Here is a 13,490-nt window from a genome sequence, read left to right as displayed (position 1 = left end):
ACCACCTGCACCGCGGGAATGGCAAGCGCCAGCGCGCAGGGGCAGGTAATGATCAAGACCGTGATGGCGGTGACGATTGAGGCATGAAGCGATTGCCCCGCCAGCATCCAGCCGACAAATGTCAGTGCGGCGGTCGCATGGACCATCGGCGCATAATAGCTCGCGATCCGGTCGCTCAGTTTCACATAGCGCGATCGCGCGTTCACCGCCTTGTCGAGCAGGCGATCGATGTCATCGAGGAACGTGTTCTCGCCGGCCGCGGTGATACGGATGGTCAATGCGCCGTCCAGATTGATGCTGCCGGCATAGACTTGCCGGCCCGAGCGCACTTTCGCGGGCGTGGTTTCACCGGTGATGAGACTTTCGTCGAGATGGGCGTGGCCGCTGACGACGACACCGTCCGCGGCAATCCGTTCACCGGCCCGCACCAGGATGCGGTCGCCGACCCGCAAGGCGGCCGAGGGAATTTCGATCAACTCGCCATTGTCCATCAGCCGGAACGCGGTTGCGGATTTCAGGGCGGCGAGGTTGCCGGCAAGGGCGCGGGTGCGCCGGCGCATCATCTGATCGAGCACGCGCCCGCACAGCAAAAAGAAGATCAGCATGATCGCGGAATCGAAATAGGCGTGCTCGGCGGAATGCATGGTCTCGTAAAGCGAGAGGCCGAGCGCGAGGAGGATTCCGAGGGAGATCGGCACGTCCATGTTGGTGTGGCGTGCCTTCAGCGCGTTCCAGGCGCTGCGGAAGAAGGGCTGGCCCGCATAGGCCGCTGCCGGCAATGCGATCGCGGCCGACAGCCAGTGAAACAGGTCGCGCGTTTCGGGCGTGATGTCGGTCACGTTGCCGGACCACACCGACACCGAAAGCAGCATGATATTCATCGCCGCAAAGCCGGCCACGGCGAGGCAGCGCAGCAGGAATTTCGAATGGGCGACTTCCTGGCTTTCGCTCGATTGCTGGCGGAAGGGATTGGCGTGATAGCCCATCCCTTCCAGAAGGCGGATCGCCTCGTCCGGATCGAACGAGGGGTCCTTCCAGGTCAAGGTGAGGCGCCGGTTGGTGAAATTCAGCCGCGCATCGGCGAGCCCGTGAACGGCCTTGAGCGACCGTTCGATCCGGCCGATGCAGCCGCCGCAATGGATTCCGTCGACAACGACATCCATGGTCGCGACGCCATCGGCGGCACGACGCGTATAATGAGAATAGTCACGGCGCTGTGTTGCGGTCATTTGAGCACCACGCGGCTCTTGGTACGGTAGATGCGCTCGCCGTCCCGCGTCACGTCGATCAGCAAGGTCCATTGCCCGGCGCTTGCGTCGGTCGTGCCGCGGAACGTGCCGTCCGCCATGCGGATGAGTTCGATGCTGTGGTCGAGGCGCGCATTCAGCGGATGCGCAAGCTGCGCCGCGACCTTGATTCCGGGGACCGGCTTTTGCGTCCGATCCTTGATGGCAACGGTCAGGATAGCGTCGCCCGATGGCGCGCGGGCGAGCTGTCCGTCGACCTGCCAGTTCAGCGCGTCTTGCGCTCGGGCTGCCGCTTCCTCCTTATTGTAGGCGAGCCCGGCCTTGTAGGAGGAACCGGTCTCCGTCCCGGCAAAGGTCTTGACCGCGACATGCACCATCACCGCATTGACCGCGGCCACGACGACGAAGAAGCCGACGAAATAGAGAAGCACCCGTTTCCCGGTCAATTCTTGTCCTTTGGGATTGATGCTGCTGCCGCTGCCGCTCATTTGGAACGCTCCGGTGCGCGGAAGTGATCCTTGGCTTGCGCCCACTCGCGCGAGTCGAGATCGACGACATGGAAAATGATCGGCGTCGAGGCGAGGGGAGCGAAATCGTAATTGTTGACCAGCACGCGGAATTCACGGGATTGGTCCGGCCCGACCTCGACGTTGTGAGCCGCGCCGAGCGGCAGGCCGATGATCTCGATGGTCGAGGCCGGGACGCCCTGCACCGAAACCGCGAAGCGACGGGGTTCGAGCCGCTTGTTCAAGATTCGCAGCGTGTAGCCGTTGCGGATCGCCCCGTCCGTCATGCGCACGAAGACCGGATTGCGGTCGTGGATGACGCTGACGTCGAAGGCATGCCGGGTCAGCAGCGCGTAGAGCATGATGCCCCCGACCGCGGCGATGATCAGGGCATACATCACGGTGCGGGTTCGAACGATCTTCTGAACCGGGGGCTCACCCGCGAGCCGCCGCTGCAGATTGACCTCGCTGTCGTAGCCGATCAGCCTCTTGGGCCGGCCGATCTTCTCCATGATGTTGTCGCAGGCGTCGATGCACAGGCCGCACTGGATGCATTCGAGCTGTGCGCCGTTGCGGATGTCGATGCCGGTCGGGCACACATTCACGCATTGCCGGCAATCGATGCAGTCGCCCGCGGGCAGGCCTTCGAGCCGAAGCTGCTCGCTCTTCTTGACCGAGGCGCGCGGTTCGCCGCGGTCGAACCGATAGGCGACGTTGAGCGCGTATTCATCGGTGAGCGCGGCCTGGATGCGGGGCCATGGACACATATAGGTGCAGACCTGCTCGCGCATGTGACCGGCGAGCATGTAGGTCGTTCCCGTCAACATCGCGATCCAGCCATAGGCAAGGAGAGGCGCGTGGCCGGTCGCGAGATCTTTGACCAGCGTCGGAGCGTCGGCGAAATAAAGAACCCAGGCGCCGCCGGTCCACCACGCAACCATGAGCCAGAGAAAATGCTTCAGCGCCTTGCGGGCGATGCGTTGCGCCGTCCACGGTCCCGCATCCGCCAGCATCTGCTGACGGCGATCGCCTTCCACCAGGCGCTCGATGGCCAGGAACAGGTCAGTCCAGACGGTCTGCGGGCAGAGATAGCCGCACCAGACGCGGCCGGCGACGGCGTTCATCAGGAACAGCGTCATCGCCGCAATGATCAGGAGACCGGTGAAGAAATAGACCTCCTGCGGCCAGATCTCGATGAAGAAGAAGTAGAAGCGACGACCGGGGAAGTCGATCAGCACCGCCTGATCGGGCGCGTCCGGCCCGCGATTCCACCGCACGAACGGGAGGAAATAATAGATGCCGAGCGTGACGATCAGCACCGCCCATTTGATGTTGCGGAAGGTGCCGTGAACGCTCTGCGGATAGATCTTCCGGCGTGCGGCATAGAGCGGCGGCTCGGGCTCGTGCAGATCATCGACAGGCTGCGGGGCGCCGTTTCCGGATGACCCGGAAGCGGCCCCCGCCTTGGTGCGATGATCGATGACGAGCGTAGCCATGATCGCCTATTTCTGGCCGCCGCCGAGCCCATGAACATAAACGGCAAGGGACTTGATGGTGGTATCGTCAAGGCGCGGCGCCCAGGCCGGCATCACCGCACCGCGGCCGTTCATCAGTCCTTCGACGATGGCTTCAAGACTCGGACCATAAAGCCAGATCTGGTCCGTCAGGTCCGGCGCACCGATCTCGCGATTGCCCTTGCCATTTTCGCCGTGGCAGGACGCGCAATTCTCGGCGAAGACCTTCTTCCCGCGCGCAAGATCCGCATCCGCCGCGGCCGGCAGCCCGGACAAGGACCGGGCGTAGTTGGCGACCGCGAGAATGTCGGGCGTCGTGAGCAGCTTGTCGCGCCCGAAGGCCGGCATCGATCCCTGCCGTGACTTGTCGTCGGTCGAGCGGACGCCGTGACGGATGGTGTATTCGATGTCCGAAAGCTTGCCGCCCCACAGCCAGTCGTCGTCATTGAGATTGGGATAGCCCTTGGCGCCGCCACCGCCTGCGCCATGGCACGGCGCGCAATTGTCGGCGAAGGCAGCGCGTCCCTGCGCCCGTGCAAAGTCCAGCATGCGCTGGTCGGCGATGATCTCCTGGAGCGGGGTCGCAGCGATCTGATCCGCCATCGCCGAACGCTGCTGGCGCAAGGCCGCGAGATCCTCCGCGACGGCCCCCCGCGAGCTCCAGCCGAAGACGCCCTGCGTGTATTGCGTCACCAGTGGCCAGGAGGGGTAGACGATCCAGTAACCGATCGACCAGACGATCGTGGCGTAGAACACCCACAGCCACCAGCGCGGCAGGGGGTTGTTGAGTTCGCGAATGCCGTCCCATTCGTGCCCGGTGGTCTCGGTGCCGGTGACGGCATCAATCTCGTGCTTGGCCATGATGGTCAATCATCCTCCCGCAGCGGCATGCGTGCGGCTTCGTCGAACTTCTTCTTGTTCGATGGCCAGAACGCGTAGACGAGCACGACAAGGAACACGCCGACGAAGTAGACGAGGCCCCAGGTCTGAGCGAATTCGGCTAACGTCTTGTATGTCTCGGACATGGCGACGGCCTCAGCGGATGTTGGCTTTGTTGTCGTAGAGCTTGAAGTCGACCTGCGTGCCGAGCATTTGCAGGTAGGCGATCAAGGCATCGGTCTCGGAGATCGCGTTTGGATTGCCGTCATAGTCGCGGGCCTGTGCATTCGGATAGCGCTTCAGGAGCGCGTCCGCGTCCGGATGATCGGCGGCCGCCTGGGCGCGCAGGTCGGCTGTGGCGTTGGCGATCATCTCCGGCGAATAAGGCACACCCAGTACGGCCTGGACCTTGAGATCGTCCGCGATGTGCTTGTAGTCGAGCTCGGTGCGCGCCAGCCATGGATAGGAGGGCATGACCGTGCCGGGCACGACCGACTTCGGCGAATTCAGATGGTCCCTGTGCCATTCGTCGGAATATTTGCCGCCGATGCGCGCGAGATCGGGACCGGTGCGCTTGGAGCCCCACTGGAACGGCCGGTCATACATGCTCTCGGCGGCGAGCGAGTAATGCCCGTACCGCTCGACCTCGTCCCGCATCGTGCGGATCATCTGCGAATGGCAATTGTAGCAGCCCTCGCGGACATAGATGTTGCGGCCGGCAAGTTCGAGCGGCGTATAGGGACGCACGCCCGAAACCTTCTCGATCGTGCTCTTGAGATAAAACAGCGGCACGATCTCGACGAGGCCGCCGATGGAGATCACGATCAGAACGCCGATCAACAGGATGATCGAATTCTTTTCGAAGATGGCGTGTTTCGACCAGAGAGACATTGCGATTACTCCGCCGGAACCAGTGCGGCCGAGCCGCCTTGCTGAGCCGATTGTTCTTCGGGGACGACGATCGTCATCCAGATATTGAAGGCCATGATCAGTCCGCCGATCAGGAACAGGATGCCGCCGATCGCCCGGATCACGTAGAACGGATGCATCGCCTCGACGGTCTCGATGAAGGAATATTCGAGGAAGCCGAGGCTCGTGTAAGCGCGCCACATCAGGCCTTGCAGGATGCCGGACACCCACATCGCGGTGATGTAGAGCACGATGCCGATGGTCGAGATCCAGAAGTGCCAGTTGACGAGCTTGAGCGAGTAAAGCTCGCGCTTGTGCCAGAGCCACGGGACCAGGCAGTAGATCGCGCCGAACGACACATAGCCGACCCAGCCGAGCGCGCCGGAATGCACGTGGCCGATGGTCCAGTCGGTGTAGTGCGACAGCGAGTTCACCGCCTTGATCGACATAAGCGGACCTTCGAAGGTCGACATGCCGTAGAACGCAACCGACACCACCAGCATGCGCAGCACAGGGTCGGTGCGCAGCTTGTCCCACGCGCCCGAGAGCGTCATGATTCCGTTGATCATGCCGCCCCAGGACGGCATCCACAGCATGATGGAGAAGGTCATGCCGAGGGTCTGCGCCCAGTCGGGCAGCGCAGTGTAGTGAAGGTGGTGCGGGCCGGCCCAGATGTAGAGGAAGATCAGCGCCCAGAAGTGGATGATCGAGAGCCGGTATGAATAGATCGGACGATCCGCGCGCTTGGGGATGAAGTAATACATGATGGCGAGGAAGCCGGCGGTGAGGAAGAATCCGACCGCGTTATGTCCGTACCACCATTGCACCATGGCATCCTGCACGCCCGCCCAGACGATGTAGGACTTCGGTGAGAAGAGAGAGACCGGAACCGCCGCGTTGTTTCCAAGGTGCAGCACCGCGATGGTGACGATGAAAGCGAGGTAGAACCAGTTGGCGACATAGATGTGCGGTTCGGCGCGCCGCATCAACGTGACGAGAAACACCATCAGGTACACGACCCAGACGATGGTCAGCCACAGGTCGGCATACCATTCCGGTTCGGCGTATTCCTTGCTCTGGGTGATGCCGAGCAGATATCCGGTGCCGGCGACCACGATGAAGAAGTTGTAGCCAAGAACGACGAACCACGGCGCGAGATCGCCGGCGAGTCGCGCGCGGCAGGTTCGCTGCACGACGTAGAATGAGGTGGCGAGCAGGACATTGCCGCCGAATGCGAAGATGACCGCGGAGGTGTGCAGCGGCCTGATCCGGCCGAAGGTCAGCCACGGCAGATCGAAATTCAGGACCGGGAAGGCAAGTTCAAGCGCCGCGTAGACGCCCACAGCGAATCCCGCAATGCCCCAGAACACGGCAGCGATGGTCGCGAACTTGACCGGCCCCATGTTGTAATTGGGCTTGCCGTCGATGGTGAGCGGTTCGGCCGCCGCCGGCCGATTGAAATAGCGTTCGACGATCGCGAACACTGCGGCCGCGCTTCCTGCCGCGAACAACGAGGCATGGAACGCGTATTCAGGCGTATGCGCCATCGCGGCGATGAAGAAGGACAGAAATGCGGTGGCAGCGAAAACGAGCGCCAGCGCGCCTTCACTGACGCTCATCGTTTTGAGAGAGCCAACCGGTGTGTGTGACATGGAACCCCGTGCGCGGACCGAGATTGCGAGAACTTCGTAACATCAATGATGCGTTCGCGCCGGACCGATGTTGATCGAGGTCAACCGCAGTGCAAAAAAACGCTGGAAACAGTTGATTCAACGCAAGGCTGATCGCGCGAGCGTGAGCGAAATGGTTCCAGCACAGGAGGTGACCATGACGGTTCAATCGGTCGCGCGGAACTCAGGTTTTCTTCATTCGATCAGTGAGGCCTGGAATCGCTTTCGCAGGCGCCGCGCAGCGGCAGTGGAGTTGCAGGCGCTGGGCAATGCCGAACTCGAACGCATGGTAAGGGATGCCGGTCTGTCCTTCGCGGATGTGCTGGATCTGGCCAGGCAATCTGGCGATTCCGCCTCGTTGTTGTACCGGCGTCTGGAACAGGCCGGCATCGACCTCAAGGCGCTGGATTCGGCGGTCTTGCGGGATATGCAGCGCTGCTGCTCGTTCTGCGACAGCAAGAGCCGGTGCGAGCACGACATGGATACCCGGCCCGACACCCAGGGGAAAGCCGCAGCGTGGCCGGATTATTGCCCCAACCGGATGACGGTTGAAGCGCTAGGCGCCGCGAAATGTCATTGATAGCGAGGATCAAAGCGTCAGCGCGGGTCATCGTCGCCCTGGCCGGCACGGCCGGGGCGATTTCGCTTGCAACGATCGCCGCATCAACGTCAGCGGATGCACAGAGCGCGCAGCGCGGCGTGGTCATCGCGCGCACCTATTGTGTGTCTTGCCACGCCATCGACAAGGTCAGCCCGAGTCCGCTGAAGGATGCGCCGCCCTTCCGCGATCTGCACAAGAAGTATCCGGTCGAGAGCCTGCAGGAAGCGCTGGCGGAGGGTATCATCACCGGTCATCCGAGCATGCCGGAATTCCGCTTCGCTGTTGATCAGGTCGCCGATTTCATCGCCTTCCTGAAGAGCTTGCGCTGAAGGCCCGGATCTATGCAGCAAATGAAAAAGAGCGGCTCAAGGGCCGCTCTTTTGTTTTCAAGTATTCAAGTGTGGCGACCTGCTCACACCGGCTCGACCGATATGACCCGATAGGTATGCGTTGTATCCGCTTCGCGGACCGAGACGTATTCGCCAACCTCGAAATGCTCGTTCTCGAAGTGGTAGCCGGATTCGTCGTCCTCATCGCCGCGAATGTCGTAGTGGAACGCCCAGCCGCCGTTGCGCCGTCTCACCAGATGACCGATGTCGTCATCCTCGCCCGAGCGGAAGCGCACAACGCGGCACGCGTCGCGACGGTCCTTCCAGGTTTCGGGGTCGAACCGGTGATCCTTGTCGAGTGGAGCGACGATGATATAGCCGCGCCCGGCGCTTCCGGCCGGATGGCCCTTCTCGCGGGCCAGTTCCAGACGGATCTTCCGAAAATTCCTCGGCAATGCAGGAGCATGGACGGCCGCCATCGCTTGTCCTCCTCAGGAATCGAGGTTGAGCAGCGCCTGTCGGTTGCGGAGGATCATGCGGCGCGACGTGGCAAGCTCGATGGCCGAGGTTTGCTGAAATTGTGTCAGCGTGCGGGACACCGTCTCGATCGTCAGTCCGAGATAATCGGCGATGTCCTGCCGCGACATCGGCAGTTCGACCGCTTCACCCGTGAGCCGGTTGGACAGGTCGATCAGGAAAGACGCAACGCGCTCCTGCGCGGTCTTGACCAGAAGCATGGCATGACGCCGTGCCTGTTCGAGTTCGCGGGCGGTGTGCGACCAAAGGCGATTTGAAACCTCCGCATCTTTTGCGGCGGCTGCGAGAAGCGCCGAGCGGCGAACGACGGCGATGGTCGATGCGGAAACCGCTTCGGCGGAAGAGGCGTGGTGCGAGCCGAGCTCGATGCCGAACACGTCGCCGGGGAAGTAGAAGGCTTCGATCTGGCGGCGGCCGTCCTGCAGGATCTTGTAAACGCGGACCGATCCGGTCAGGACCTTGTACACATAGTCGGCCGGCTCATTCTCGCCGTAGATTTCCACATCCTTGGCAAAGGACATGCGCGCGCCGGTCAATTCGATTGCTCCGAACAAGGTCTGAACCTGGTCGGATGCTCCGTGAGACAGGGAGGCACGATCGACAAGGTGCGACCGGTTGAGTGCCTGAGCGTGCATGGCGTGTGCTCCTGTAACGATCTGGAGTCTTGATACGGAGAACCCGCACCCGCGAAAATTCGGATATTCCACCTAAGGGAAATCCCGTAGGTGACATGTTGAACATCCCGCAGCCCCTCGTTAAGCTATTGGAACAAATGCGGAATTTTTGAAATGCCGGTCCGTCATAGCTGGGTCGTCAACGGGTTCGCCGCGATCATGATCGCCGGCGTCTTGATCGCCCGGGTCTTTGTTTTCCCCAATGTTGAGGGCGGATCGGTCTATCTGTTTCTCGTTCCCGTTGTGCTCGTCATCAGCGCGGTCAGCGGGCCGCTGCCGGGCTGCCTTGCGACCGGCCTGATAGCCGCGATCGAAATCTGGCTCTCAGGAAGTGCGTTGTCGCGGACGGACATCGTCAATGCCGCGGCATTTCTGGCGATCGGATTCGGTCTGGCATGGCTCGGCGGGCGGATGCAGCGGGCGTGGCAGGCGGTGGAAGCCACCAATCTCGATCTAGTCGCGCGCGAAGCGCATCTGAAATCGATTCTCGACACCATTCCGGATGCGATGATTGTCATCGATCCGAAGGGAAAAATTCAGTCCTTCAGTACGGCGGCCGAGCGCCTGTTCGGCCACAAGGCGGAGGACATGCTGGACAAGAATGTCAGCATTCTGATGCCGTCACCCTATCGTGAGAGCCATGATTCCTATCTGGAGCGCTATCTTCGGACCGGAGAGCGCAAGATCATCGGTGTCGGCCGCGTCGTCGTGGGCGAACGCAAGGACGGATCGACTTTCCCGATGGAGTTGGCGGTCGGCGAAATGCGGTCAAACGACAAGCTGTTCTTCACCGGCTTCATCCGCGATCTGACCGAGCGGCAGAAAACGGAGGGGCGGTTGCAGGAATTGCAGGCCGAGCTCATTCATATTTCCCGCCTGACCGCGATGGGCGAAATGGCATCCACACTGGCGCACGAACTGAACCAGCCGCTTTCGGCGATATCGAATTATCTCAAGGGTGCCCGTCGCGTGCTTGAGGCAAAGTCCGACAATGCGCAGGCGCTTGTGTCGGAAGCCCTCGCCAAGGCAAGCGAACAGTCGCTGCGGGCCGGCCAGATCATTTCGAGACTGCGCAATTTCGTTGCGCGCGGCGAAGCCGAACGAAAGCCGGAAAGCCTGTCGAAGCTGCTTGAGGAAGCGAGCGCGCTCGCGCTGGTGGGCGCCAAGGACCAGGGCGTCAAGGTGCGCTTTGACCTCGATACCAGCAACGACCTTGTTTTCGCGGACAAGGTGCAGGTGCAGCAGGTCGTGCTGAATCTGATACGCAACGCCATCGAGGCAATGGCAGACACGCCGCAGCGGCAACTTGTGATTTCGTCGGCTGCACAGGATGGCCAGATGGTGCGGATCAGTGTGGCCGATACCGGGACCGGGCTTTCGCCGGAAGTGCTACCGCAGCTTTTTCAGCCCTTCGTAACCACCAAGCAGCACGGAATGGGGGTTGGCTTGTCGATCTCCAAGACGATCATTGAAGCGCATGGCGGCCGGCTTTGGGCCGAGCCCAATCCGGGTGGGGGAACGGTGTTTCACGTCACACTCAAGCTCGCGCCGAGCGAGGTTATTCGCGATGCCTGAACGCAATCACGTCCATATCATCGATGACGACGAGGCTGTCCGCGACTCGCTGACATTTCTCCTGCGATCGGCCGGTCTCGATGCGATCCCCCATCCATCGGCGACGCAGTTCCTGGAAGGGCTGACCCGCGACGTTGCGGGTTGCGTGATCACCGATGTTCGCATGCCGGACATGAGTGGCCTGGAATTGCTGAACCGGCTTCGCGGGATGTCGTACATGATCCCGGTCATCGTGATGACGGGTCACGGCGACATCCAGCTCGCGGTGGAGGCCATGAAGGCCGGGGCGCTCGACTTCCTGGAGAAGCCGTTCGACGATGAACGGATCCTCGCTTCGGTCAAATCGGCCCTGGCAGTGCGCCAGGCGGAGGACGAGCGCATTGGTGCCCGTCAGCAGGTCGAGGAGCGCCTCGCCAGCCTGTCGCAGCGGGAACGCCAGGTGCTGGATGGTCTTGTCGCCGGGCTGCCGAACAAGACAATCGCCCACGACCTCGGGATCAGTCCGCGGACGGTCGAGGTCTACCGCGCGAACGTCATGACCAAGATGCAAGCCGGCAGTCTGTCGGAGCTGGTTCGCATGGTGCTCCTGGCACAAACACCCTGAGTCCCTTGGCCGGGTTTGATCCTGATCAAAAGCCGACCGGAAAAAACCGTTCAGCTTGGCTGAATGAGTCAGGATTTGCCGCCGTTAAGGCCTTGCCCACGCTGTAGAATAACGATGCGTGCCGAGCGATCGGAGGACGCTGGCGGCTATGACCGATTCACCTGCCTCCGCTGCGACCTGGTTCTATCCTACCGGCGGGCAGAGCCGGCCGCGAAGCCGGATGAGCCGGATTCGCAGCGCTCCTGACGCGAACCGGCCAGGCGACCCGGATAAGATTCCTTGAGCGTTGCGGGTGCGGCCGCTATCAGCGCAGCATCCGGCGGGGGATCGGTCGCGTCCAACGGGTAGTGGCTGCGATCGCGATCCCGCCTTCAAGACGGACCGCGTGAGGCTTTTTTGGCTGCAAAGCGATTGGTGATTGGCATCAGCGGAGCATCCGGCGCGATCTATGGCGTCCGATTGCTCGAGCTGATGAAGGACTCCGGTATCGAAACCCACCTTATTATATCGCGTGCGGCGCGACTGACGCTGGCCCACGAGACCGATATCTCGGTTGCCGATGTCGAGGCGCTGGCAACCGTCGTCTATCCGGAGCAGGATGTCGGGGCCGCCTGTTCGAGCGGATCGTTCAGGACGCTCGGCATGATCGTCGCCCCGTGTTCCATCAAGACGATGGGCGAAATCGCCACCGGCACCACGACCAACCTCGTCTCCCGCGCGGCGGATGTCTGCCTGAAGGAACGCCGCCGTGTGGTGCTGATGTTGCGCGAGACCCCGCTGCATCTCGGGCATATCCGCAGCATGGCCGCGGTCACGGAGGCCGGTGCGATCGTCTATCCTCCCGTACCGGCTTTCTATGCGCGGCCGGCCTCGCTCGAGGACATGATCGACCACACTTTGGGCCGGGTGCTCGATCTTTTCGACATCGAGATCGGCACGGTGCGGCGATGGTCCGGCAGGTCCCGCAAGCAAAGCTGACATCGCGGATGACGGCCCTCGACCTCGACAACCCGTTCTGGCACTTCTCGCTCAAGGTTTATCAGGCGCCCGGCGTTTCCGAAGAATGTCTGCGGGCTCAGGACGAACTCGGCATCGACGTCAATGTCCTCCTCTACGCCGCCTGGCTCGGTGCCGTGCAGGGCATTGCGCTGGATACTGGCGCCGTCGCCTCGATCGAGAAGGCCCTGGGGCAGTGGTCCGCCGCGGTGGTGAAACCCCTGCGCGCGGTCCGGCGTGGCCTGAAAGAGCGTCCGGACATCGCGGAGCCGTCAATCAAGACCACCCGAAGTCGCGTTGCCGAGATCGAGCTGTTCGCGGAGCAGGTCGAGCAGGCGATGCTCCACCGGATGACGAATGGCTTCGGCCAACCGGGGCCGGGTTCATCCGCGCTCGCGCAAAAGAACATACGATCTGTTCTTGCAGCTCACGGTGCGGACGCCTCAGCCTTCCCGCTGACGAAGCTGCTCGCGGCATCCTCGGCGTGCGACTGATCGTGCCTCGCTAGTCAAGCGGCTTCGGTGTGTCACCGGCCCAGGCCGCCGCGATCAGCGCACGCACCGCCGCCTTCTCGATCGGCCGGGGATTCCAGTACGGATTTTGTACGGCAAGCTCGGTGGCGCGATCGATCCCGCTTTCAGGCATGCCGAGCGACTTCAGGCTGCGCGGGCTGCCGAGACGCGTTGCGAGATCGACAAGTCCCGACGTGCCGTCGGTGGCCCCGAGTGCGCGGGCGACAGCTGCATCGGCATCGGGCGCGGCCTTGGCGTTGTAGGCCATCGCATAGGGCAGGATCACGGTGTGCGTGTCGGCATGCGGCAGATCGAACGCGCCGCCGATGACGTGGCACAACTTGTGATGCAGGGCCATGCCGACGGAGCCAAGGCATACGCCGCACAGCCAGGCGCCATACAGCGCTTGGGCCCGAGCCTCCGGATCCTTCGGGTTGGCAACAATCTGCGGCAGCGCCCGGCCCATCGCCGCGATCGCCTGCTCCGCCATCATGGAGATCACCGGATTGCGGTCTTGCGCATAGAGCGCTTCCACCGCATGCGCGATGGCGTTGGTGCCGGACGTGACACTGAGCCGTTGTGGCAGGCTCATGGTGAAGTCGACATCATAGATGACGACTTCGGGTAGCACCTTCAGCGTGCGCTGGGTGGTTTTCACGCCGCCGCTGGTCTCGCCGATGATCGGGGTGACTTCGGACCCGGCATAGGTCGTCGGAATGGCGAATTGGGTGAGGTCGGTGCGCAATGCGATGGCTTTGCCAAGTCCGGTCGATGACCCGCCGCCGAACGCCACCGTGCAATCCGCACCGCATTCCTGCGCCTTTTGCACCGCCCGCTCGGTGACGTCGATGGGCGTATGCATGGCCGCTTCGGTGAATGTCCCGGCGGCAAGGGGGCCAAGGCTGGCGGCGATCCGATGGAGGCTGTCGGCCTGCTC

16 protein-coding genes are annotated in these 13,490 nt (G+C 62.4%); 6 read left to right on the top strand and 10 right to left on the bottom strand.

The features are described from left to right. From VN004_RS02465 to ccoN, 7 genes are all read right to left on the bottom strand, one after another. On the bottom strand, positions 1-1,229 hold a 1,229-nt coding region (locus tag VN004_RS02465; RefSeq protein ID WP_325606677.1), incomplete at its 3' end, for a heavy metal translocating P-type ATPase. Next, complete coding sequence (locus VN004_RS02460) at positions 1,226-1,735, bottom strand: FixH family protein (RefSeq protein WP_325606675.1); 510 nt, start codon at positions 1,733-1,735, stop codon at positions 1,226-1,228. The genes VN004_RS02465 and VN004_RS02460, both read right to left, overlap by 4 nt. Continuing rightward, the gene (ccoG, locus tag VN004_RS02455) at positions 1,732-3,249 is read right to left on the bottom strand and encodes a cytochrome c oxidase accessory protein CcoG (protein ID WP_325606674.1); all 1,518 of its coding nucleotides are present in this window, start codon (positions 3,247-3,249) and stop codon (positions 1,732-1,734) included. Before ccoG ends, VN004_RS02460 begins: the two co-directional genes overlap by 4 nt. 6 nt (positions 3,250-3,255) lie before the next feature. Continuing rightward, positions 3,256-4,128, bottom strand: coding sequence for a cytochrome-c oxidase, cbb3-type subunit III (ccoP, locus tag VN004_RS02450; RefSeq protein ID WP_325606672.1), 873 nt, complete (start codon positions 4,126-4,128; stop codon positions 3,256-3,258). Between the two features lie 5 nt (positions 4,129-4,133). Beyond that, on the bottom strand, positions 4,134-4,292 hold the full coding sequence (locus VN004_RS02445; protein ID WP_325606670.1) for a cbb3-type cytochrome c oxidase subunit 3: 159 nt from the start codon (positions 4,290-4,292) through the stop codon (positions 4,134-4,136). A 10-nt stretch (positions 4,293-4,302) separates the two neighbouring features. Further along, the gene (ccoO, locus tag VN004_RS02440) at positions 4,303-5,037 is read right to left on the bottom strand and encodes a cytochrome-c oxidase, cbb3-type subunit II (protein ID WP_325606669.1); all 735 of its coding nucleotides are present in this window, start codon (positions 5,035-5,037) and stop codon (positions 4,303-4,305) included. A 5-nt stretch (positions 5,038-5,042) separates the two neighbouring features. Next, complete coding sequence (gene ccoN / locus VN004_RS02435) at positions 5,043-6,674, bottom strand: cytochrome-c oxidase, cbb3-type subunit I (protein WP_325606668.1); 1,632 nt, start codon at positions 6,672-6,674, stop codon at positions 5,043-5,045. A gap of 100 nt (positions 6,675-6,774) precedes the next feature. Here ccoN and VN004_RS02430 point away from each other — a divergent pair, with 100 nt between their 5' ends. Together VN004_RS02430 and VN004_RS02425 are read left to right on the top strand one after the other, a co-directional pair. Continuing rightward, a complete protein-coding gene (locus VN004_RS02430) occupies positions 6,775-7,305 on the top strand; it encodes a DUF6455 family protein (protein ID WP_325606666.1) in 531 nt (176 codons plus the stop codon). After that, positions 7,296-7,655: a c-type cytochrome gene (locus VN004_RS02425; protein WP_325606664.1), complete on the top strand. Its 360-nt coding sequence runs from the start codon at positions 7,296-7,298 to the stop codon at positions 7,653-7,655. The genes VN004_RS02430 and VN004_RS02425 overlap by 10 nt, the downstream gene beginning before the upstream one ends. An 83-nt stretch (positions 7,656-7,738) precedes the next feature. Here VN004_RS02425 and VN004_RS02420 read toward each other — a convergent pair whose 3' ends face one another. Then, positions 7,739-8,134, bottom strand: a complete 396-nt coding sequence (locus VN004_RS02420) for a hypothetical protein (protein WP_325606663.1) — start codon at positions 8,132-8,134, stop codon at positions 7,739-7,741. A 12-nt stretch (positions 8,135-8,146) separates the two neighbouring features. Beyond that, positions 8,147-8,827, bottom strand: a complete 681-nt coding sequence (locus VN004_RS02415) for a helix-turn-helix domain-containing protein (RefSeq protein ID WP_325606661.1) — start codon at positions 8,825-8,827, stop codon at positions 8,147-8,149. Positions 8,828-8,980: 153 nt separating this feature from the next. Here VN004_RS02415 and VN004_RS02410 point away from each other — a divergent pair, with 153 nt between their 5' ends. The 4 genes from VN004_RS02410 to VN004_RS02395 all read left to right on the top strand — a co-directional run bounded on the left by VN004_RS02410 (position 8,981) and on the right by VN004_RS02395 (position 12,535). Continuing rightward, positions 8,981-10,441 carry a PAS domain S-box protein gene (locus VN004_RS02410; RefSeq protein WP_325606659.1) on the top strand — a complete coding sequence of 487 codons (1,461 nt, stop codon included), beginning with the start codon at positions 8,981-8,983 and terminating at the stop codon, positions 10,439-10,441. Further along, on the top strand, positions 10,434-11,045 hold the full coding sequence (fixJ, locus tag VN004_RS02405; RefSeq protein WP_325606657.1) for a response regulator FixJ: 612 nt from the start codon (positions 10,434-10,436) through the stop codon (positions 11,043-11,045). The genes VN004_RS02410 and fixJ overlap by 8 nt, the downstream gene beginning before the upstream one ends. A gap of 396 nt (positions 11,046-11,441) precedes the next feature. After that, on the top strand, positions 11,442-12,023 hold the full coding sequence (locus tag VN004_RS02400) for a UbiX family flavin prenyltransferase (protein WP_325606655.1): 582 nt from the start codon (positions 11,442-11,444) through the stop codon (positions 12,021-12,023). An 8-nt stretch (positions 12,024-12,031) separates the two neighbouring features. Then, positions 12,032-12,535: a TIGR02444 family protein gene (locus VN004_RS02395; RefSeq protein WP_325606653.1), complete on the top strand. Its 504-nt coding sequence runs from the start codon at positions 12,032-12,034 to the stop codon at positions 12,533-12,535. Positions 12,536-12,545: 10 nt separating this feature from the next. Here the strand turns inward: VN004_RS02395 and VN004_RS02390 are convergent. After that, the coding region (locus VN004_RS02390; RefSeq protein WP_325606651.1) for a maleylacetate reductase at positions 12,546-13,490 on the bottom strand (945 nt) is incomplete at its 5' end.

Source organism: Pseudorhodoplanes sp. (assembly GCF_035565855.1).
Taxonomy (GTDB): Bacteria; Pseudomonadota; Alphaproteobacteria; order Rhizobiales; family Xanthobacteraceae; genus Pseudorhodoplanes.
This window is presented reverse-complemented; position numbering and strand designations above follow the sequence as displayed.

Coding starts and splice junctions, on each gene's coding strand:
- VN004_RS02460 (WP_325606675.1), bottom strand. CDS start 1,735: ATGAGCGGCAGCGGCAGCAGCATCAATCCCAAAGGACAAGAATTGACC.
- ccoG (WP_325606674.1), bottom strand. CDS start 3,249: ATGGCTACGCTCGTCATCGATCATCGCACCAAGGCGGGGGCCGCTTCC.
- ccoP (WP_325606672.1), bottom strand. CDS start 4,128: ATGGCCAAGCACGAGATTGATGCCGTCACCGGCACCGAGACCACCGGG.
- VN004_RS02445 (WP_325606670.1), bottom strand. CDS start 4,292: ATGTCCGAGACATACAAGACGTTAGCCGAATTCGCTCAGACCTGGGGC.
- ccoO (WP_325606669.1), bottom strand. CDS start 5,037: ATGTCTCTCTGGTCGAAACACGCCATCTTCGAAAAGAATTCGATCATC.
- ccoN (WP_325606668.1), bottom strand. CDS start 6,674: ATGAGCGTCAGTGAAGGCGCGCTGGCGCTCGTTTTCGCTGCCACCGCA.
- VN004_RS02430 (WP_325606666.1), top strand. CDS start 6,775: ATGTTGATCGAGGTCAACCGCAGTGCAAAAAAACGCTGGAAACAGTTG.
- VN004_RS02425 (WP_325606664.1), top strand. CDS start 7,296: ATGTCATTGATAGCGAGGATCAAAGCGTCAGCGCGGGTCATCGTCGCC.
- VN004_RS02420 (WP_325606663.1), bottom strand. CDS start 8,134: ATGGCGGCCGTCCATGCTCCTGCATTGCCGAGGAATTTTCGGAAGATC.
- VN004_RS02415 (WP_325606661.1), bottom strand. CDS start 8,827: ATGCACGCTCAGGCACTCAACCGGTCGCACCTTGTCGATCGTGCCTCC.
- VN004_RS02410 (WP_325606659.1), top strand. CDS start 8,981: ATGCCGGTCCGTCATAGCTGGGTCGTCAACGGGTTCGCCGCGATCATG.
- fixJ (WP_325606657.1), top strand. CDS start 10,434: ATGCCTGAACGCAATCACGTCCATATCATCGATGACGACGAGGCTGTC.
- VN004_RS02395 (WP_325606653.1), top strand. CDS start 12,032: ATGACGGCCCTCGACCTCGACAACCCGTTCTGGCACTTCTCGCTCAAG.